The organism is Streptomyces sp. NBC_00028 (assembly GCF_045041065.1).
In the GTDB taxonomy this organism is placed as follows: domain Bacteria; phylum Actinomycetota; class Actinomycetes; order Streptomycetales; family Streptomycetaceae; genus Streptomyces.
Genome location: NZ_CP108293.1, coordinates 5,937,082 through 5,957,948 on the forward strand (window position 1 = coordinate 5,937,082; position 20,867 = coordinate 5,957,948).

At 70.9% G+C, this 20,867-nt stretch carries 16 protein-coding genes and 1 tRNA gene; 7 read left to right on the forward strand and 10 right to left on the reverse strand.

Annotated elements, in window-relative coordinates:
* Positions 1-99: 99 nt before the first annotated feature.
* The 4 genes from OG885_RS26725 to OG885_RS26740 form a co-directional block, all read right to left on the reverse strand.
* Positions 100-1,080 (reverse strand): ribose-phosphate diphosphokinase, encoded by a 981-nt coding sequence (locus OG885_RS26725; RefSeq protein WP_405735882.1) that lies wholly within the window; start codon positions 1,078-1,080, stop codon positions 100-102.
* A 132-nt stretch (positions 1,081-1,212) separates the two neighbouring features.
* Complete coding sequence (gene glmU / locus OG885_RS26730) at positions 1,213-2,661, reverse strand: bifunctional UDP-N-acetylglucosamine diphosphorylase/glucosamine-1-phosphate N-acetyltransferase GlmU (RefSeq protein WP_405735885.1); 1,449 nt, start codon at positions 2,659-2,661, stop codon at positions 1,213-1,215.
* A 113-nt stretch (positions 2,662-2,774) separates the two neighbouring features.
* Positions 2,775-2,846 (reverse strand) — tRNA-Gln (locus tag OG885_RS26735).
* Between the two features lie 8 nt (positions 2,847-2,854).
* Complete coding sequence (locus OG885_RS26740; protein WP_405735887.1) at positions 2,855-3,736, reverse strand: hypothetical protein; 882 nt, start codon at positions 3,734-3,736, stop codon at positions 2,855-2,857.
* A 167-nt stretch (positions 3,737-3,903) separates the two neighbouring features.
* Here OG885_RS26740 and OG885_RS26745 point away from each other — a divergent pair, with 167 nt between their 5' ends.
* Positions 3,904-5,208: a sensor histidine kinase gene (locus tag OG885_RS26745; protein WP_405735889.1), complete on the forward strand. Its 1,305-nt coding sequence runs from the start codon at positions 3,904-3,906 to the stop codon at positions 5,206-5,208.
* A gap of 21 nt (positions 5,209-5,229) precedes the next feature.
* Here OG885_RS26745 and OG885_RS26750 read toward each other — a convergent pair whose 3' ends face one another.
* Entirely contained in the window at positions 5,230-5,727 is a 498-nt protein-coding gene (locus tag OG885_RS26750; protein ID WP_405742890.1) for an SUKH-3 domain-containing protein, read from the reverse strand.
* Positions 5,728-5,777: 50 nt separating this feature from the next.
* Complete coding sequence (locus OG885_RS26755; protein WP_405735891.1) at positions 5,778-6,335, reverse strand: YwqJ-related putative deaminase; 558 nt, start codon at positions 6,333-6,335, stop codon at positions 5,778-5,780.
* Between the two features lie 322 nt (positions 6,336-6,657).
* Between OG885_RS26755 and OG885_RS26760 the strand changes: the two genes are divergently transcribed.
* From OG885_RS26760 to OG885_RS26770, 3 genes are all read left to right on the forward strand, one after another.
* Complete coding sequence (locus OG885_RS26760) at positions 6,658-7,665, forward strand: SMI1/KNR4 family protein (protein WP_405735893.1); 1,008 nt, start codon at positions 6,658-6,660, stop codon at positions 7,663-7,665.
* An 8-nt stretch (positions 7,666-7,673) separates the two neighbouring features.
* The gene (locus OG885_RS26765) at positions 7,674-10,508 is read left to right on the forward strand and encodes an SUKH-4 family immunity protein (RefSeq protein ID WP_405735895.1); all 2,835 of its coding nucleotides are present in this window, start codon (positions 7,674-7,676) and stop codon (positions 10,506-10,508) included.
* Between the two features lie 210 nt (positions 10,509-10,718).
* On the forward strand, positions 10,719-11,606 hold the full coding sequence (locus tag OG885_RS26770; RefSeq protein ID WP_405735898.1) for a cellulose-binding protein: 888 nt from the start codon (positions 10,719-10,721) through the stop codon (positions 11,604-11,606).
* A gap of 278 nt (positions 11,607-11,884) precedes the next feature.
* Here OG885_RS26770 and OG885_RS26775 read toward each other — a convergent pair whose 3' ends face one another.
* A complete protein-coding gene (locus OG885_RS26775) occupies positions 11,885-13,495 on the reverse strand; it encodes a cation acetate symporter (protein ID WP_405735900.1) in 1,611 nt (536 codons plus the stop codon).
* Positions 13,492-13,935 carry a DUF485 domain-containing protein gene (locus tag OG885_RS26780; protein WP_405735902.1) on the reverse strand — a complete coding sequence of 148 codons (444 nt, stop codon included), beginning with the start codon at positions 13,933-13,935 and terminating at the stop codon, positions 13,492-13,494. The genes OG885_RS26775 and OG885_RS26780 overlap by 4 nt, the downstream gene beginning before the upstream one ends.
* Before the next feature lie 329 nt (positions 13,936-14,264).
* Between OG885_RS26780 and OG885_RS26785 the strand changes: the two genes are divergently transcribed.
* Complete coding sequence (locus OG885_RS26785) at positions 14,265-14,963, forward strand: NAD(P)-dependent oxidoreductase (RefSeq protein WP_405735904.1); 699 nt, start codon at positions 14,265-14,267, stop codon at positions 14,961-14,963.
* Between the two features lie 36 nt (positions 14,964-14,999).
* On the opposite strand, the gene OG885_RS26790 is transcribed toward OG885_RS26785, so the two are convergent.
* Positions 15,000-15,506, reverse strand: coding sequence for a GNAT family N-acetyltransferase (locus OG885_RS26790; RefSeq protein WP_405735907.1), 507 nt, complete (start codon positions 15,504-15,506; stop codon positions 15,000-15,002).
* Between the two features lie 20 nt (positions 15,507-15,526).
* Positions 15,527-17,050, reverse strand: a complete 1,524-nt coding sequence (locus tag OG885_RS26795) for an MFS transporter (RefSeq protein ID WP_405735909.1) — start codon at positions 17,048-17,050, stop codon at positions 15,527-15,529.
* Between the two features lie 390 nt (positions 17,051-17,440).
* Here OG885_RS26795 and OG885_RS26800 point away from each other — a divergent pair, with 390 nt between their 5' ends.
* Positions 17,441-18,229: an ABC transporter ATP-binding protein gene (locus OG885_RS26800; RefSeq protein WP_405735912.1), complete on the forward strand. Its 789-nt coding sequence runs from the start codon at positions 17,441-17,443 to the stop codon at positions 18,227-18,229.
* Positions 18,226-20,790, forward strand: coding sequence for an ABC transporter permease (locus OG885_RS26805; RefSeq protein WP_399961223.1), 2,565 nt, complete (start codon positions 18,226-18,228; stop codon positions 20,788-20,790). The genes OG885_RS26800 and OG885_RS26805 overlap by 4 nt, the downstream gene beginning before the upstream one ends.
* Positions 20,791-20,867: the final 77 nt, after the last annotated feature.

Below are 20,867 nucleotides of genomic sequence, written 5' to 3' on the forward strand. Positions count from 1 at the left end.
ACGGCCTCCCTCGCCGAGCAACCTGAGCAGTCTACTCAGCCAGGGAGGCCGCAGAAAAATCGATCATGCAGAAGCGTTCTTCCGCAGGGGCAGAACGTCCTACTGCTCGTCGAACAGGCTCGTCACCGAACCGTCCTCGAACACCTCACGCACCGCACTCGCGATCGTCGGCGCGATCGACAGCACCGTCATCTTGTCCAGGTCACGACCCAGCTCACCCGGCGTCGGCAGCGTGTTCGTGAACACGAACTCGCTCACCCGGGAGTTCTTCAGGCGGTCGGCGGCGGGCCCGGAGAGCACACCGTGCGTCGCCGTGACGATGACGTCCTCCGCACCGTGCGCGAACAGCGCGTCGGCGGCGGCGCAGATGGTGCCACCCGTGTCGATCATGTCGTCGACGAGAACGCAGACACGACCCTTCACCTCACCGACCACCTCATGCACGGTGACCTGGTTGGCGACGTCCTTGTCACGCCGCTTGTGCACGATCGCCAGCGGCGCACCGAGCCGGTCGCACCAACGGTCGGCGACACGCACACGCCCCGCGTCCGGGGACACGACCGTCAGCTTGTCCTTGTCGACCTTCGCCCCGACATAGTCCGCGAGCAGCGGCAGCGCGAAGAGGTGGTCGACCGGGCCGTCGAAGAAGCCCTGGATCTGATCGGTGTGCAGGTCCACGGTCAGGATGCGGTCCGCACCGGCCGTCTTCATCAGGTCCGCGATCAGACGGGCCGAGATCGGCTCACGACCACGGTGCTTCTTGTCCTGACGGGCATAGCCGTAGAACGGCACGATGACCGTGATGGAGCGCGCCGAAGCCCTCTTCAGGGCATCGATCATGATCAGCTGCTCCATGATCCACTTGTTGATCGGAGCCGTGTGGCTCTGGATCAGGAAGCAGTCGGCACCGCGCGCCGACTCCTGGTACCGCACATAGATCTCGCCGTTGGCGAAGTCGAAGGCCTTCGTCGGCACAACCCCGACATCCAGCTGCTGGGCGACCTCCTCGGCAAGCTCGGGGTGGGCGCGGCCGGAGAAGAACATCATCTTCTTCTCGCCGGTCGTCTTGATCCCGGTCACAGCACTGTCTCCTCAGAGGTGTCTCAGCTGGGTGTCGAGAGACCTCGCCGCTGGGCGCGACGGGCCGTCTCAGCTGGTAGGTGCGGGTGTGCACTTATCACGGTACGCCGTGTTTGACGCACCTGTTTCCGGTCAGCTTTCGCTGTCCGGCTCCCGGGACGCCGCCTCGGCCGCCTTCGCCGCCGCGCTTCCCGGACGCTTACGGGCCACCCAACCCTCGATATTCCGCTGCTGACCACGGGCCACAGCGAGCGAACCGGGCGGCACGTCCTTCGTGATCACCGACCCTGCGGCGGTGTACGCACCGTCCCCGACCGTGACAGGCGCCACAAACATGTTGTCCGAGCCCGTCCGGCAGTGCGACCCGACGGTGGTGTGATGCTTGTCCTGCCCGTCGTAGTTCACGAACACGCTCGCGGCACCGATGTTGGTGTACTCACCGATGGTCGCGTCCCCGACGTAGGAGAGATGGGGAACCTTCGTCCCCTCCCCGATGGAGGCGTTCTTCGTCTCCACGTACGTCCCGATCTTGCCCTTGGCACCGAGCCGGGTACCGGGCCGGAGATACGCGTACGGCCCCACTGTCGCGTCCGGCCCGACGTACGCGCCGTCGGCCACCGTGTTGTCGACCCGGGCACCGGAGCCGACGTGAGTGTCCTTCAGCCGGCTGTTGGGACCGACCTCGGCGTCGGAACCGATGTGGGTGGTGCCGTGCAGCAGGGTGTTGGGGTGGACGACGGCGTCCTGATCGAAGGTGACGGTGACATCGACCCAGGTGCTGGCGGGGTCGATGACGGTGACCCCGGCGAGCATGGCCTGCGTCAGCAGCCGGTCGTTGAGAATCCGACGGGCCTCGCTGAGCTGGACGCGGTTGTTGATGCCGGCGATCTCACGGTGGTCGGCGGCGACGGAGGCGCCCACGCGGTGACCGGCCTCGCGGAGGATCCCGAGGACGTCGGTGAGGTACTCCTCGCCCTGGCTGTTGTCGGTCCGCACCTTCCCGAGCGCGTCGGCGAGCAACTGCCCGTCGAACGCGAACACCCCGGAGTTGATCTCACGGATCGCCCGCTGCGAGTCGGAGGCGTCCTTGTGCTCCACGATCGCGGTGACCGCGCCCGAGGCGCCGTCGCGCACGATCCGCCCGTACCCGGTCGCGTCCGGGACCTCGGCGGTCAGGACGGTGACGGCGTTGCCGTCGGTGGAGTGGGTGTGCGCGAGGCTGAGGAGGGTGTCCCCGGTAAGAAGGGGCGTATCCCCGCAGACGACGACAACCGTCCCGTCGACAACCCCGCCCAGCTCTTCGAGCGCCATCCGTACGGCGTGTCCGGTGCCGTTCTGCTCCGCCTGTACGGCGGTCCGTACGTCGGGGTCGATGACGCCGAGATGCGCGGTGACCTTCTCGCGGGCGTGGCCCACGACGACGACGAGATGCTCGGGGTCCAACTCGCGGGATGCGGCGAGCACATGGCCGACGAGGCTGCGGCCGCAGAGTTCGTGAAGAACCTTGGGTGTGGCCGACTTCATACGGGTGCCCTCACCCGCTGCGAGAACGACGACGGCTGCCGGGCGGTTGGCGCTCACGGGATGCCCTTCGGCTGTGGAGGGGGTGGGGTGACATCCGCAGGATACCGGGGTGTTTCTTGGGGGACATGAGTGTGGGCCCTGACCTGGCTAGGTCAGGGCCCAATCAGCAGCTCCGCCGGCTGGATTCGAACCAGCGTCTCAAGGCTCCAAAGGCCTGCGGGATGCCGCTACCCCACGGCGGATTGCTGCCTCAAACCTTACCGGAGGAGGGGAGGCCATGATCCCGCCTGGCAGAGTCCGCCATTCCCTTCCACCAACCTTCGATCTGGCGGTAGAGCTCGGCGGCCTGGGACACCCGGATCACCAGGCAGCCTCGGTAGTTCTCGCCCACGTTCTTGCGGACGGTCTTGGGGTTGTGCTTCTTGATCGTTGTCCTCTGGAAAGTCGAGACGTCAACGCCGACGAGGTCCGCCCAGTAGCAGTTGGCCCCTTCCACGTCGGCTGTGATGTGGATCATCACGCGGTAGGCCAGGCGCTCGTGCTCGACGCCCAGCAGGTTGAGCCAGGCCAGGTAAAGTTGGATCACATCGGGGTCGCTGTTGACGAAGATCACGGTCTCGCGGCGGTCGTAGGACTTGTCCTTCGTCCCCTCTGCCCAGTAGAGGGCGACGCCGGCCATGAAGAGATCCCGGTCGGACAGTTCGCCGATCTGCGCTGTCGCGGCATCCTTGGTCTTCCGCCGCTGCTCGTCCCGCACCGCCAACTCGTGATCCCACCTCATGCGGTTGGCCAGCTTCGCCTGCTCCGCAGGATCGCGCCGCTCCGGCTTCGGCAGATCCCGTACCCACAGCGAGATCGAGCTCTTCGAGCACCCCAGCTCCAGCTGGATCTGGTCGTACGTCCAGCCCTGGAGCCGTAGCTCCCTCGCCCTGCCCTTCAGGTCGTCCTTCGCGTTCGGGCGCTTCGTCCATTCCGGTGGGGGCTCGCCCTCCAGGAGGCGGTTGAGGATGTCGTTGTTGTGGACGTGCAGGCGGTCGCGGATCTGGCGTCGGCTGAGTCCTGCCCGCCGTAAGGTCACCGCCTGCTCCCGCAGCCCCTCGAAGTCGGCGTATTTGTCATGTGAACGTGCCATGGGCATACCGTCCGGGCGGAATGATCGCTTCCGGGGTCGAACAGGGGCTGGTTCAGCAGTTCGAGGGAAAACGGGTGGTTTCGCTTCTGGCCGGTCACGGCGTGTGGTGTAGGCCAGTCCCGGAAACTCACCGGAAAAGCCGCACCCGCCGCCCGTAGGCTGGAGGCATGACCACGACGGGGGAAGACCACGCCGCGGCCCGGACGGGGCCGTGGTGGTGGGCCAGGTGGCGTACCGCACTGTTGGACATGGGCCTCGCGTTCGTCTCGGTGATGGAGTGCGCGAACGAGGGGATCGACTTCGCGAAAGATGCCGGCATCCCCACTGCGGCCGGGGTGGTGTTCGGGGCGTTGGCTGGGTCCGCGTTGCTCGTGCGGCGGAAGTGGCCGATCGCGGTGGTGCTGGTGTCCATCGCGATCACGCCTGCCCAGATGGGGTACCTCATGGGCATCGTGGGGCTCTACACCCTCGCCGCCTCGGAGCTGCCTCGGCGGATCATCGGGTCGCTGGCCGGGATGTCTTTCGTCGGCATGCTGATCGTGATGTTCGTGCGGGTGCGGCAGAGCATGGAGACGGGGGAGAGCGATCTCGGGAGTTGGTCCGTTCCGTTTGCCGCGATCGCGATTTCTATCGGGCTCACCGCTCCGCCTTTGCTGCTCGGGTTGTATGTCGGGGCTCGGCGGCGGCTCATGGAGAGTCTGCGGGAGCGTGCCGACAGTCTGGAGCGGGAGCTTCAGTTGCTTGCCGAGCGGGCGGAGGAGCGGGCCGAGTGGGCGCGCAATGAGGAGCGGACTCGGATCGCGCGGGAGATGCATGACGTCGTCGCGCATCGGGTGAGTCTGATGGTGGTGCATGCCGCCGCGCTTCAGGCCGTCGCGCGCAAGGATCCTGAGAAGGCCGTCAAGAATGCCGCGCTCGTGGGGGACATGGGGCGGCAGGCGCTGACCGAGTTGCGGGAGATGCTCGGGGTGTTGCGGAGTGGGGACGGTGGTCGGGTGCGGCAGGCCGCCGTGCCCCTGGCCGCCGTGGGGGCCGCTGCTGCGGCTGCCGCTTCGCGGGCCGTCGATGAGGCTGAGGGGCCCTGTCTGTCCGAGTTGGAGGAGTTGATCGGGCAGTCGGCGGCTGCGGGGATGGTCGTGGATCTGACGGTGGACGGGGAGGTGCGGTCGTATGCGGGGGAGGTCGAGCAGACCGCGTACCGGGTCGTCCAGGAGGCGTTGACCAACGTCCACAAGCATGCGGCGGGGGCGAAGACGCATGTGCGGCTCGCGCATCGGGGGTCGGAGATCGCGATGCAGGTGGAGAACGAGCCGCCGCCGGAGGTGTCGTCGGCGTCGTCGGCGCGGCTGCCTTCCGGGGGGAACGGGCTGGTGGGGATGAAGGAGCGGGTCGTCGCGCTGGGCGGGGTGTTCGTGTCCGGGCCGACGGATGCGGGGGGTTTTCGGGTGTCGGCGGTGATTCCGGCGTCGTAGCGCCGCGTTGCCCGGGGTGGTTCAGCTCGCGGTGAGTCGTACCGGTTCTGTGCCTGCGACGAGGGCGGCGAGGGCGTGGTCGATGTCGGGGCCGAGGTACCAGTCGCCGGTGTGGTCGAGGGTGTAGGTGCGGCCTTCGGCGTCGATGGCGAGGAGGGCGGCGGTGTCGGTCTCGGTGCCGAGGGGGCAGATCTCGGTGTCGAGGGCGCGGCCGAGGTCGCCGAGGGTGCGGGCGAGGTGGAGGCCGTGCAGGGGGTCGAGGTGGAGGTGGGCGGGGGCGACCTGGCGGCCGGGGCCGGTGGGGGTGATGTGGAGGCCGCCGAATTCGGCCCAGGCTTCGACCGCGGCGGGGAAGACGGTGTGGCGGTGGCCGGCGGGCGAGGTGTGTGCGCGTAGGGCGTCGGCCCAGATCTCCGCTTGTTTGATGTCCCAGCGTCCGGGTTGCCAGCCGGCGGCGCGCAGGGCGGCGTCGACGGGTACGGGGAAGCGGGTGGTACTGGTGCGGGGGTCGGGGTGCATCTGCCCTTCGATCGTCGAGGTCATGGGGTCGTGCTGGTGGCGCGTGGGGGTCAGTCGTCCGCCGCCGGGTCGACGATGCGTACGCCGAAGTGGGCGCTGAGGGCGGTGCAGGCGCGGCAGGGGGTGGCGAAGCTGCCGTGGAGGGGGTCGCCGTCCTCGCGGATGCGGCGGGCGGTGAGTTTGGCGCCCTTGAGGGCTTTGCGGGCCTCGCCGTTGGTCATGGGTTTGCGGGCGGCGCGTTTGGTGCGGGCGGCGTCGGCGGCGGCGAGGTGGCGGGAGATGAGGATCGTCTCGGCGCAGCGGCCGGTGAAGCGGTCGCGCTGGCTGGATGTGAGGGTGTCGAGGAAGTCCTGGACGAGTGGGTGCAGGGGTGGGGCCTGGTCGCCGCGGGCGGCGGTGCCGGTGAGGGTGGCGCCGCGGACGGAGAGGGCGGCGGCGATGGTGGGGAGTATGCCGTCGCGGCGGTGGCGCAGGGTGGGGGCGTGGGCGGCTTCGGTGCTGCTCCAGCCGATGCGGGGGTCGCCTGACAGGCCGGTCCGTGCGTCGCCGGTTGTGGCTGGTCGCGGTCCTGGGCGAGGTCCCGTCTGCGTCGTATTCATGATCATCATCCCCTCCGAGCATCCCCCCGGATCACACAGAGTGCCAAATGCCGTGGCTGGTGCGGAAGCTGGGGCGGTGCGACACGCCCGGGTTTGGGCGGGCTGTCACGAGGGGGTGACGGCTGGTCACGGAAGCGGAGGGCCGCTGACCGGCGCCCGGTGACCGGTGTCGTCGTACCGCATAGGCTGTCGGCACCCGCATGTATGCGGTCACACGCTGGAGAACGTCGGAGAAGTCGAATACGGGCTGGGGTGGCGGGTCGGAGCCGGGTGGACCGGGGCCGGAACCGGTCGCCGTGGGTCGTACAGAGTGCCGCAGGGGGCAACCGCCATGACGACAGGTCGGCTCGGGCAGCAAGCCGCGCCGCCGAACGCGGCCTATGCCGGGCAGGTCGTGCATTTCCCGGATCCGGTCCGGGCTGCGCGTCACCCGAGGGGGGTGCGGGTGGACGAGCACGGCTATCCCGACTTCTCGGCGTATGCGCGTGCGGCTGCCGAGATCGCTGATCCGCCGGAGGGTTTCGGTGTCGACGAGTTGCGGCTGACGGACTACGTGTCGGCGAACGCGGCGCTCGCGGCGACCGGCCATGACCTGTGGGACACGATTCCGGCGGTGGCGACGCCGCACGGCTGGACGTGGCATCACGTGGTGGGTTCGCGCCGTCTTGAGCTGGTTCCGGTCGAGGTGAAGGCGCTGCTGCGGCATCACGGCGGGATCGCGACGGCGGCGGTGGACCACGGGAAGCGGGGGACGCGGCCGTTGCAGGAGACGCGGCCCGCGCACTTCGGGTTGCCGAAGTCGGGTACGGCGGTGTCGGAGTCGCAGGTGCTGGGGGTCGAGGAGGATCTCGGGTACCGGCTGCCGGGTGCGTACCGGTCCTTCCTGAAGGCGGCGGGTGGTTGTGCGCCGGTGGGGACCGCGCTGGACCCGGAGTTGGGTCTGCTGGTGGACCAGCCGTTCTTCACGGTGCGGGACGAGGCGGCCGTCAATGACCTCGTGTACGTGAACAAGTGCCTGCGCGACCATCTGACCAAGGATTACCTGGGTGTCGGGTTCGTGCAGGGCGGGTTGCTGGCCGTGAAGGTGAAGGGCGCGGGGATCGGATCGGTCTGGTTCTGCGCGTACGACGACGCGCGTGACGTCGATCCTTCGGTGGCGCCCGCGGACCGGGTGGAGCGGCTGTTGCTGCCGTGCGGTGACGACTTCGATGTGTTCCTGTCCCGACTGGCGGGTTCTCCGCCGGAGTTGGAGACGGTGGCGAACCTGATGGTGGACGGCGGTTTCGCGCGGTCCGTGCCGGTGGCTGGAGCCGGGGCTGTTGCCGGGGCTGGGGAGTGAGCTGACCGATGGTGACGTTCGCGCAGGCGCAGGAGCGCGCGGAAGAGTGGATCAACGGGGACGTTCCCTCGTATCAGCATCGTGAGGTGCGGGTGCGGGAGTTCGAGCTCGGGTTCGTGGTGTGGGCGGAGGACCGTGCGGACGGGCCGCGTTCGGACGGCGGCGCTCAGCGGTTGGTGCTCGCCCGGGACAGCGGGGAGGCCACGTTGTGGCCGGCGCTGCCGGTGGGCGAGGTGATCCGCCGCTACGAGGAGGAGTACGGGCGCGCCGCGGAGGACGCGGCCGCGGCTTCGGCGCCTGCGGCTCGGGTGGATCTGAATCAGACGTCGTTCCTTTTGACGCCGCCGGAGTGGTTGCAGGAGGCGGCGGATCAGTTGGGGATTCCTGATCGGCGGGCTTCGGGCTCGGGCTCGGGTTCCGGTTCCGGGGGCGGCGGTGGGGCCGGGTTCGGTGCGGGTGCGGGTGCGGGTTCTGGTGCGTTGCCTGAGACGCAGGCCGGTGTGCCGGTCGGGTCGGGGAACGGGGCCGGGGGGCCGGGTGCGGCTTCGGCGGCGCCGGGTGCACCGGGTGTGCCTGCCGGGGCGACGCCGTGGGCCGGGACCGATACCAACGCCGATGCGGGCGACGACCGTTCGGTGCCGTTGCCGGCGACGGTGTTCGCGCCGCCGCTGAGCGGTAGCGACGATGACACTCCGCCGCCCGCGACGCCGCCGGAGGCCCAGACCGCGTTGATGTCGGGCGGTAGCCAGCTTCCGCCGACGGCGCTGGCGGCGGCGCTGGACGATCCGCATGCGCCGGGGGCGGTCGCGGGTGCGCCGGGTGCGCCTGGGGTGGCTCCGGGTGGGGCGCCGTACGGGTATCCGCAGGGTGCGGGGAGTGTGGGTGGTGCGGGAGTGCCGCCTACGCCCCCTCCGGGCGCCCCGCACGCGCCTGCGCCGGTGCCGGGTGGGCCGGGGGCGCCGCAGCCTCCTGGTGCGCCGGGTGGGGTCGGTGGTCCGGGAGCGTCGGAGCGGTCGCTCGCGCCGAACGCCGGGGACATCGCCGACGCCGCGACCAGCAAGGCCGCGCCTCCGCCGCGCCGTGGACATGGGGGCGGGACGCCGCCTCCGCCGCCGGGTGCCCCGGGGGCGCCGGGCGCGCGTCCTGGGGGCACGCCCCCGCCTGCGCCGGGTGCGCCTGGTACGCCGGGTGCGGCGGCCGGTGGGTATGTGCCGACGCAGCTGGTGTCCGCGCTCGGGCCGGACGGTCCTGAGGGCGTGCCGTCCGCGGGGCCTGGCGCGCCGGGCGCCCCGCAGCCTCCCGGTGCGCCGAACCCGCCCGGCGGTACGCCTCCGGGCGGTGCGCACCATGCCGCCACGATGCTGGCCGACCCGGGGCGTATGGGCCCGGGCGGGGGCGCGCCGCAGCCGCCGGGCGCCCCTGGCATGCCGGGCGCGCCCGGCGCGCAGACTCCTCCGGGTGCCCCGGGCGCACCTCACGCGCCCGGCGCTCCGGGCGTTCCTGGTTTCGCAGGCGCCCCGGGTGGCCCCGGCGCACCGCAGCCTCCCGGCGCCCCGGGTGCGCCTGGCTCCGCCGGGGGTGCGGGGGGCGCTGTTCACCAGGCGGAGACGATGCTGGCCGCGCCCCCGGTGGGCGGCCCCGGCGCGCCTCCGCCGCCGCACGCCCCGGGTGCCCCGGGTATGCCCGGCGCCCCCGGTATGGCGCCGGGCGTGGGCGCCCCTCAGCCGATGGCGCCCGGTGCGATGCCTCCCGGTGCGATGCCGCCTCCTGGTGGGATGCCTCCCGGTGGGATGCCGCCGGGTGCCGTGCCGCCGCCGGGGCAGCCCGGTCCCGGTCAGGCGCCGGCGTACGGCTACCCGCAGCAGGGACAGCCGACCGTCGGTCCGGGCTACCAGGCCGTGTTGCGCTACCGCGCGCAGGACGGGTCGGAGCAGCAGCTGATCCGGCGTTCGGCGCCGGGTACGCCGCACCCGGAGTGGCAGATCTTCCATGAGCTGCGGGGGATGAACATCCCGCCGGACCAGGTGCTGGAGCTGCACACGGAGTTGGAGTCGTGTGAGCTGCCGGGTGCGTACTGCGCGCGGATGATCCGGGAGCAGTGGCCGCAGGCGCGGATCGCGAGCATCGCGCCGTACGGCACGGATCACGCGAGCCGGCAGCAGGGGATGCGGCAGTTGCTGGCGCATCAGGGCGAGTTGCACCAGGTGGCGGACGGACCGGCGCGGCCGGGACCGGTGCGTGCCCCGCTTCCGCCGGTGCAGGCCGCGCCGCCGATTCCGCCGGAGGGTGTGGCGCAGGAGCTGGCGGGGGCGTTCGGACCGGGGATCTTCCGGTTCGAGCAGGCCGCGGTGTCCCGGCAGGGCGTGCCGCCGGTCGTGGCGCACTCGCTGGTCGCGGCGGGGCTGCCGATGGACATGGGCCCGTTCTTCTGGGCGCAGGCCCAGCCGGGGCGGCCGGTTCCGACGCTGGCCGAGCTGGCGCAGGAGCGCGGGGTGCAGCCGGCCTCGGACGCGGGGTCGTACCTGGTGATGGGCAGTGACTTCGGCCGGGCGATCTGTGTGCAGTACGGGACGGCGAACATCGTGGCCGTGCCGGTGGAGGCGGGGCCCGGCGGGGCGCCCGTGCCGCCGCAGTTCGTGAACACGGGGCTGCCCGAGTTCCAGCGGTGTCTGGCGCTGCTGGGGCGGATGTGGCGGCTCAGGTTCGGGCTGAACCAGGAGCAGGCGGGGCGTTGGACCGTCGACTTCCAGGCGCAGCTGGCCTCCTTGGACCCGGCGGCGCTGGGTTCGCCGGAGAGCTGGTGGTCGGTGCTGCTGGAGCAGATGTGGGACGGGCTGCTGTAGGGCCCTGAGCGTGGGAGGCGGGTCCGGTCGGAGAGACCGGGCCCGCCTCTTCGTCGTTCCGGAGCGCTTTCGGCACGGCCGTGCCTCCGCCTACCGGGGGACGGCCGTGACCTGTGCGCGGAGTGTCGCGTTATGCACTGTTCTGCCTGATACATCAAGATGTGCGCGAAATCATCATTTCGCATCTCTTTGATGGAGAGGGGTTCCAGGATGAGCGGCACACCTGTCTCGTCCCACGGCTTCGCGGTCGTACGGGGGCGTGGCTACCGTCCCGGACAGGTCGACGCGTACGCCGCGGCGCTCTCGCAGGACCGTGACGCCTCCTGGGAACGTGCCGCCCGTCTCACCGTGCTCGCCAAGGAGATGGAGGCGGAGCTGGAGGAGTTGCGCGAGAGAGTCGTACGGCTCGCTCCGCAGACGTACGAGACGCTCGGGGAGCGGGCGCGCCGGATCTTCCAGCTGGGGCAGGAGGCGGCGGCGGCCCTGCGCGACGGCGCGCGGCAGGAGGCGCGGCGCCGTGTGGAGGAGGCGCGGGCGCGCGCGAACAGCGTGCGCGACGCGGCCCAGGCGCACGCCGACGCCGTACGCGCCGAGGCGGACGAGCGCGCCCGGCAGCGCCTGCTCGCGGCGCGCGCCGAGGCCGACGAGATCCGTATCGCCGCTCGGCGCGAAGTGAAAGAGGGGCGCACCGAGGCCCTTGAGGCGTTGCGCGAGGTACGGCAGCGCACCACCGGCATGCTCGCCGAGCAGGCCAGGGAGCTCGCCGAGCGCTGGGCCGAGGCCGAGCGCGTGGAGGTCGAGCGCGCCGCCGCGCTGGACGCCCGGCATGCCGAGCAGGTCGCCCGCGCGGAGGCCACGCTGTCCGAGGCGAAGCAGGCGTTCGCCGACGCGGAGGCCGCCACGCGCGGCCGCCAGGAGGAGGCGCGGACACGGGCCGCGGAGCTCCTCGCCGAGGCCCGGCTGCGTGAGGACCGCATCGCGCGCGAGACGGAACGGGTGCTGCGCGAGCACGGGGAGCGCTGGGACGACGTACGCGCCCACATGGACCTCGTACGCAACAGCCTGACCACACTGACGGGACGGGCACCGGCGGAGTAGCGGCACCCATCACTTTGAACTCCTCGGGCCTGCCCATGCGCCGACTCCTCCCTCGCCGGCCGTGAGTGATCATCGCGCCGATCATGAGCAGCAGGGTCCAGCAGACGGCGGTCACCGGCACCAGGGCCGGCGCGACGCCGACGGCCGCGGGCAAGGTCTTGCAGACGCCGCCGGTCAGCGCCACCGCGGCACGCAGTCCGGCGGCGATCCACCGTGCGAGGTTCGGCCGGGACAGCGACCAGCCCTGTGACATCTCCCGACGGCGTGCTCTCTCCGGCCTACTCCTCCCTCCGCGCCGCCCCCGCCAGAATCCACCCCTCCACGGCCTCGTACCGCCGTCGCTGTTCCTCGGACCCGCGGCGTTCGGAGAGCACCGTGCCGAGCCAGCCGAGGGCGAAGCCGGCCGGGATGGAGACGAGGCCGGTCGTGGTGAAGGGGAACCAGTTGAAGTCGCTCTCCGGGAACGCCGAGACGGGTGACCCCGAGACGAGGTTCGTGCCCGGCATCAGCAGCAGGACCACCAGCGAGCCGCCGATCAGTGTCCAGAGCAGGCCGGTTCGGGTGTAGCGGCGCCAGAAGAGGCTGTAGACGAGGGCCGGGGCGATGGCGGAGGCGCCGAGACAGAACGACAGCGTCACCAGGGGCTGGAGGCTGCGATGCTGGACCAGGGCCGCCAACAGGATCGCCGGGAGGCCCACGGCGAGCGCGGAGACGCGCGCCACGGTCATCTCGCGGCGGGCCGAGATCTCCCGGCCGCGCCCCGCGAACACGTCGTGGGCCAGGGAGTTGGCGCAGGCGAGGATCATGCCGGCGACCGAGGCCAGCAGGGTGAGGAAGATCGCGGTGGTGACGGTCGTGAACAGCAGGGTCTCGGCGGTCGAGACCTCCGTGCCGAACGCCGCCCGGGAGCCCAGCAGATAGGCCGTGTTGCCCTGCGGGTCGGCCTGCGCGATGACGGCCCGGCCGATGAGGGCCGTGGCACCGAAGCCGACGACCGTGATGACGAGCACGAACAGCACCACCGAGGACACCGCCCAGGACATCGAACGGCGGACCTGGCGGGCGCTGCCGGCGGTGTACATGCGCATGGTGATGTGCGGGAGGCAGGCGCCGCCGACGACCACCGTGAGCTGCGAGACGATCATGTCGAGGCGGGGGTTGGGCCCGCCCGCGAACTGCAGCCCGGAGTGCAGGAACGACGTTCCGACGCCGCTCTGCGCGGCCGCCGCGTCGAACAGCGCGCCGGGGTCCCAGTCGAAGCGCTGGAGGATCAGTACGGCGACCACGCCGCCGGAGCCCAGCAGCATCACCATCTTCAGGATCTGGATGAGGGCGGTGCCCTTCATCCCGCCGATCGCCGCGTAGCTGATCATCAGCACGCCCAGTCCGAGGATGCAGCCCGTCTTCAGGGAGTCCGAGGAGAAGCCGAGGATGAACGCCAGCAACTGGCCCGTGCCCGCGAGCTGCACCAGCATCAGCGGCACCAGCGCGGCCAGCGTCACCGCACACGCGGCGATCCGCACCGCGCGCCCGGGCATCCGGCGGGTGAGCGCGTCGCCCATGGTGAACCGGCCCGCGTTGCGCAGGGGTTCGGCCAGCAGGAACATCAGCAGCACCAGCGACAGGGCGGTGCTGAGGGCGAGGACGACCCCGTCGTAGCCGCACAGGGCGATGACGCCGCCGGTGCCGAGGACGGTCGCGGCGGAGATGTAGTCCCCGGCGATGGCGAGGCCGTTGCGCATGGGGGACAGGGAGCCGTAGCCGGTGTAGAACTCGTCCAGGTCGTCGCGGTCGGGGCCGGTCATCACGCACAGCAGCAGCGTGACCGTGGCCACCGCCGAGAACGCCACCAGCGACATCGCCTGCGCGGAATCACTGAATCCGGTCATCGTGTGGCCTCCCGCTTGGCGTCCACCGCGGCCTGCTTGCGGATGCGGTCCGCGATCGGGTCGACGTACACGCGCGCGGTGTGCTCGTAGAGCACGATCGCCAGCCAGGTGACGGGCAGTTGGAGCAGGGCGAGCAGCAGGCCGGTGGGCAGCCCGGCGGCGGCTGTGCTCGTCATCAAGGAGGGCGCGAAGGCGGACAGGATCAGGAAGAGGGTGAAGTAGCCGAGCGCGGTGAGGGTGGCGACCCTCCGCAGGCGGCGGTAGGCGCCGCGCAGGACGCGCAGATCGCTGTGGTGCCCCAGGGCGGGGCGGCGCGGGCGGCGGCGGGCTGCCTCCGGTTCGCGGTCGACGGGCGGCTGCCAGGGGTAGGTGGGGTTCGCGGGGTGTGCTGCGTACGGCGGGTGGGTCGGGGGCGGGGACGAGAACGGGTCGTAGGACATCCCGTTGGCTCCTTGCGCGGCTCGGGTCCTGTGTGGTGCGGACTGCAGGGAGTTGGGGGGTGGGGTGCGGGGGAGTCACGCACGTTACTCGTAGGTAGCCGGAGGTGCGAGCTTTTCGGCAAACTGATTGGTCGGTACGCGCTTACTTCGCTGACCTCGGGTGTTACCCGGATTAACTCAGATTTTTGAATGTGACGTCCGGGCGGAAAGTGTCACCCATGTCTCATCGGCGCCGTCCCGCGTCACATCGCCCGGTACGTCGCTCTCTTGTGGGCATACACGCCTCGGGGTCGTTCCTCGAAGGCATCCGCTCACGAGAGGGGACCCCCGTGAACATCGTCGTCTTCGGCGCGAACGGCCCGACCGGGCGCCTGGTGGTCGCCCGCGCGGCCGAGGCCGGGCACACCGTCACCGCCGTCACCCGCCGCCCCGACGCCTTCCCGGTGCCGGGCGCGCGCGTGGTGGCGGCGGACGTCCACGACGCGGCCGCGGTGAGCGCCGCCGTCGCCGGACAGCACGCGGTGATCTCGGCGCTCGGAGTGCCGTACACCCGCGACCCGGTGACCGTGTACTCCGGCGGCATCACGCACATCACCGAGGCCATGCGCGTGCACGGCGTACTGCGGCTCGTCGCCGTCACCTCGACGGTGCTCTTCGGCACGCCCGCGCCAGGGGAGAACTTCCTGTTCCGCAGGGTGCTGGAGCCCTCGCTGATGCGGTTCATGGGGCGCACGGTGTACGAGGACATGCGGCGCATGGAGGAGATCGTGCGGGTGAGCGGCCTGGACTGGACGGTCCTGCGGCCGGGCGGGCTCTTCGACGCGGAGCGGGTGAGCGGCTACGGGACAGGTACGTCACGGCTCGCGGGGCGTTACACCGCGCGCGTCGACCTCGCCTGCGAGCTGGTGCGACAGGCCGTCGAAGAGCGGGCTCAGGTGGGGGAGTTCGTGGACGTACGCACCACCGTGGGCACCCCGAGCCTCCTGGACCTGATGAGGAAGGAGGCGGTGGGAGGGAAGGCGGCGTGAGGGGACGCGGGCGGGGGCGTGGGGGCGCTCGGGCCGTCAGGGGGTGAGGCGTGTGCGCCGGTAGCGCAGGCCGGGGCGGGTGCCGATGACGCACTCCCCTACGACGGTGAAGGCGTTGCGGGCGAGGACCGCGCGGGAGGCCAGGTTGTCGAGGGTGGTGACCGCGACCAGGGAGGTCAGTCCGTACGACGTCCCCGCCGCCCGGCACACCTGCGCCACCGCCTCCGTCGCCACCCCGCGCCCGGCCGCGCGCTCGCCCACGCGGTAGCCCAGTTCGGCGCAGCCGTCCTCGACGTCGATCAGGTTCACGCGTCCGACGATCTCCCCGAAGGCGTCCAGCACCACGTGGAAGTGGCAGATCCCGTCGTCCTGTTCGGCCAGCCGCGTGCGGTGCACCTCGGTGAAGTCGGCGAAGTAGGCGTCCCCGCGGTCCGAGATGGTCCGGGTGAAGTACTCCCGGTTCTCCCGCTCGAACGCGAGCAGCGCCGCCGCGTGATCCGCCCGCAGTCGCTCCAGCCTCAGCCCCAGCTCCCGTTCAGCCATGTCCGGCACCCTACGCAGACTCAGTCGGAGAGCACCGGGAATTTCCGTGGCGCGAGGAGCAGCAGCACCAGGAACGCCAGCGCCGCCGCGCACGACGCCCCCAGGTACACGGCGTGGACCGCGTCCGCGATGGCCCGCCGGGTCGACTCGGGCGCCGTACCGGCGTCCAACGCGCGTGTGACGGAGTCGAGATCGCTCGCCCCGCCGAGCCGGGCGGCCAGCACCCCGTTGGCCACCGCCCCGAAGAGCGCGGCGCCGAGTGTCTGCCCGGTCTGCCGGCAGAAGAGGACCGAGGCCGTCGTCGTACCGCGCTCCGACCAGCCCACCGTCGACTGCACCCCGACGATCAGGGGGAGTTGGAAGAGCCCCAGCGCGGCGCCGAGGACCAGCATCAGCAGCGTCGGCTGCCAGGCCGCGCCCGGATACGGCAGGAAGGGGAACGCGAGCAGCACCAGCGCGGCCGTGCCGATGCCGAGCATCGCGGTGTTGCGGAAGCCGATCCGCCGGTACACGTGCTGGCTCAGCGCGGCCGACACCGGCCAGCTCAACGTCCATACGGACAGCACGAATCCGGCGGCCACCGGCCCCAGGCCCAGCACCGACTGGGCGTACGTCGGCAGGAACACCGTCGGCGCCACCATCAGCAGCCCGAGCGCGCCCAGCGCCAGGTTCACGGCGGCGATCGTACGGCGTCGCCACACCCACCCCGGGATGATCGGCTCGGCCGCCCGGCGCTCCACGGCCACCACGACCGCCACCAGCGCGAGACCCGTGCCGAACAGGACCAGGGAGGGCGCCGACAGCCATGGCCAGGCCACTCCGCCCTGCACCAGCGCCGTCAACAGGACGCCTCCGCAGGCGAACACGGCGAGTGCGCCCGCCCAGTCGATGCGCGGGCGCACGCCGCCGGCGCGTTCCGGCTCGTGCAGATGGCGCACGATCAGCCACAGCGCCACCGCGCCGATGGGCAGGTTCACCAGGAAGATCCAGCGCCAGTCCGCGTACGCCGCGAGGACGCCGCCCACTCCAGGGCCGGCCACCGCCGAGACGGCCCACACCGTGGAGAGCTTCGACTGGATCTTCGGGCGTTCCTTCAGGGGGTACAGGTCGGCGGCGAGCGTCTGCACGGTGCCCTGGAGCGCGCCGCCGCCCAGGCCCTGCACCACCCGGAACGCGATGAGCGCGGCCATGTTCCAGGCGAGCGCGCAGAGCAGGGAGCCGAGCAGGAACAGGGCCGCGCCCGCGACCAGGACCGGCTTGCGGCCGAAGGTGTCGGACAGCTTGCCGTAGACCGGGAGTGTCACCGTGACGGCCAGCAGATAGCCCGAGAACAGCCACGAGAAGACGGAGAAGCCGCCGAGGTCGCCGACGATCTGCGGGACGGCCGTCGAGACGATGGTGGCGTCGAGCGCGGCCAGCGCCATCGCGAGCATCAGCGCGGCCACGACGGCTCCGCGCCGGTGCGACGAGCGCGGGTCGTCCGCCGTCGCCGCCGACTGTGTCTCCGTCTCCCCCTCGCCCACCAGGATCCTTTCCCCTTGCATCTATCTGCTGCTGCACACCCTCTCACTTGACCCTCACGTCGCGGCAGGGTGCAGGCTGAGCCCGCTGAAGGGTGGAGCGGACCCCTAGATCGGCTCCACCCGGGGGTGGACGGCCCCTAGGGGTCCCTCCGTACTACGGCTCGGGGAGGGTTCGTCCCACTGGAGGACGAGAGGGCCCCTGACCCGTCCTTAACCTGGCTTTACGCCGCTCGGGAGGGGCTCGGGGTGGCGGACCGCAGGTCCGGGGGTGGGGTTTTCCCCAGGAAAAGACTGCGCTGGGCACCAGCGCGCCGGACCCCCGGCGAGCAGCAGACTCAACGACGTAACCAGAACGAAGAACCGCTCAGCAGCACACGTGAATCGTTCGCTGACCGACATAGGAGACATACCGTGACATCGGCTGTGACCATCACCAGGCACGGGGGCACTGGAGGGACTACGGCCGTTGCCGCGCGGGCGCGGCAGGTCGTGAAGGCGTACGGGTCCGGCGAGACCCGTGTCGTCGCCCTCGACCACGTGGACGTGGACATCGCACGCGGTCAGTTCACCGCGATCATGGGCCCCTCGGGGTCCGGCAAGTCCACGCTCATGCACTGCCTCGCCGGGCTCGACACCGTCAGCAGCGGCCAGATCTACCTGGACGACACCGAGATCACCGGGCTGAAGGACAAGAAGCTCACGCAGCTGCGCCGGGACCGGATCGGGTTCATCTTCCAGGCGTTCAACCTCCTGCCCACCCTCAACGCGCTCGAGAACATCACGCTGCCCATGGACATCGCGGGCCGCAAGCCCGACAAGGAGTGGCTGGCGCGGGTCGTGGACACCGTGGGACTGTCCTCGCGGCTCAAGCACCGGCCCACCCAGCTCTCCGGCGGCCAGCAGCAGCGCGTCGCCGTGGCCAGGGCGCTGGCGGCCCGGCCCGAGATCATCTTCGGTGACGAGCCGACCGGAAACCTCGACTCGCGCGCGGGCGCCGAGGTGCTGGGCTTCCTGCGGCGTTCCGTGGACGAACTCGGCCAGACCATCGTCATGGTCACCCACGACCCGGTCGCCGCCTCCTACGCCGACCGTGTGCTGTACCTCGCCGACGGCCGGATCGTCGACGAGATGTACAAGCCGACCGCGGACGCCGTCCTGGACCGGATGAAGGACTTCGACGCCCGGGGGCGTACGTCATGACCGTCATGAAGACCTCGATGCGCAACTTCTTCGCGCACAAGGGGCGCATGGCCCTCTCCGCGGTGGCGGTGCTCCTGTCGGTGGCGTTCGTGTGCGGCACGCTCGTGTTCACCGACACCATGAACACGACGTTCGACAAGCTCTTCGCCACCACCGCCTCCGACGTCACGGTCTCCCCGAAGGAGGCCAAGAGCGACGACACCCCGCAGAACGGCAGGCCCGCCTCCCTGCCGGCCGCCACGGTCCAGCAGGTGGCCAAGGCGGACGGCGTGAAGTCCGTCGAGGGCGGGGTCAGTTCGATGAACGTGACCGTCGTCGACGACGAGAACAAGAACATGGGGTCGTCCAACGGCGCGCCCACCATCGCGGGCAACTGGACCAAGGGCGACCTGCGTTCCATGGAGATCACCTCCGGGCACGCCCCGCGCGGGCCGACCGAGACCATGGTCGACGCCGACACCGCCGACAAGCACCACCTGAAGATCGGTGACGAACTGCGCACCATCTCCGTCGTCGGTGACTTCAAGGCGAGGATCGTCGGCATCGCCACCTTCAAGGTCACCAACCCCGGCGCGGCGATCGTCTACTTCGACACCGCCACCGCCCAGCGTGAACTCCTCGGCGCCGAGGGCCGCTTCACCCAGGTGTTCGCCACCGCCGCCACCGGCGTCAGCGACACCCAGCTCAAGCAGAACGTGTCGCAGGCCCTGGACGGCTCGTACAAGATCCAGACCGCCAAGGAGAACGCCGACGAGAACCGCCAGGACGTCGGCGAGTTCATGAACGTCATCAAGTACGCCATGCTCGGCTTCGCCGGGATCGCGTTCCTGGTCGGCATCTTCCTGATCATCAACACCTTCTCCATGCTGGTCGCCCAGCGCACCCGCGAGATCGGTCTCATGCGGGCGATCGGCTCCTCCCGCAAGCAGGTCAACCGTTCCGTACTGGTCGAGGCGCTGCTGCTCGGCTTCGTCGGCTCGATCCTCGGCGTCGGTGCCGGTGTCGGCATCGCGATCGGCCTGATGAAGCTCATGTCGATGGCCGGCATGAACCTCTCCACCGACGACCTCACCATCAAGGCCTCCACCCCGGTGGCGGGCCTGGTCCTCGGCGTCGTCGTCACCGTCCTCGCCGCCTATCTGCCCGCCCGCCGGGCCGGCAAGGTCTCCCCGATGGCCGCCCTGCGCGACGCCGGCACCCCGGCCGACGGCAAGGCCGGCTGGGTGCGCGCCCTGATCGGGCTGGTCCTGACCGGAGCGGGCGGTTACGCCCTCTACGCCGCCGCCACCGCCGACACCGCCAAGGACGGCTCGCTGCTGCTGGCCGGGGGCGTCGTCCTCACCCTGATCGGCTTCGTCGTCATCGGCCCGCTGCTGGCCGGCGGTGTCGTCCGGGTCATCAGCGCGGTGATCCTGCGGGCCTTCGGTCCCGTCGGCCGCATGGCCGAGCGCAACGCCCTGCGCAACCCCCGTCGTACGGGAGCCACGGGCGCGGCCCTCATGATCGGCCTGGCCCTGGTCGCCTGTCTGTCCGTCGTCGGCTCCTCCATGGTCGCCTCGGCCACCAGCGAGCTCGACAAGTCGGTCGGCGCGGACTTCATCGTCGAGGGCAACCAGCGGATCGTCCCGCAGGCCCAGAAGGCCATGGAGCAGACCCCGGGCCTGGCCCACGTGACCTCCTACAAGGAGGTCGAGGCGGTCCTGACCTCGCCCGACGGCAAGAAGGACGACTCCCAGGTGACGGCGGCCGACCCGTCGTACGCCCAGGACCTGCGCCGCGCGACGACCGCGGGCACCCTCTCCGCCGCCTACGGCAAGGACTCCATGTCCGTCGGCTCCGACTACGCCAAGGACCACGGCGTCCACGTCGGCGACACCATCTCCGTCGCCTTCAAGGGCGGCGAGACGGCGAAGCTCAAGGTCGCGGCCATCACCGACGACGACTCGGCGCTGGACCAGGGAGCGCGCTACCTCTCCATCGAGACGATGAAGAAGTACGTCCCCGCCGACCAGGTACCGCCGAACACGATCATGTTCGCCAAGGCCAAGGACGGCCAGGAGGCGCAGGCGTACGCCGCCCTGAAGAAGGCGCTGGACGAGTACCCGCAGTACCAGGTGCGCGACCAGACCGACTACAAGCAGGAGCTGAAGGACCAGATCGGCCAGCTCCTCAACATGGTCTACGGCCTGCTGGCCCTGGCGATCATCGTGGCGGTGCTGGGTGTGGTCAACACGCTGGCCCTCTCGGTCGTCGAGCGGACCCGGGAGATCGGCCTGATGCGGGCCATCGGCCTCTCGCGGCGCCAGCTGCGCCGGATGATCCGCATGGAGTCGGTCGTCATCGCCCTCTTCGGCGCCCTGCTGGGCCTCGGGCTCGGGATGGGCTGGGGGGCCACCGCGCAGAAGCTGCTCGCGCTGGAGGGCCTGAACGTCCTCGACATCCCGTGGCCGACGATCATCGGAGTCTTCGTCGGATCGGCCTTCGTGGGACTGTTCGCGGCGCTGGTCCCGGCGTTCCGGGCGGGGCGGATGAACGTCCTGAACGCGATCGCCACCGAGTAGCCACAGTCCACGGGGGAGCAAGGGCCCGGCGCCGAGAAGTCACGGGGGACTTCTCGGTGCCGGGTCCGTTGCTTTTG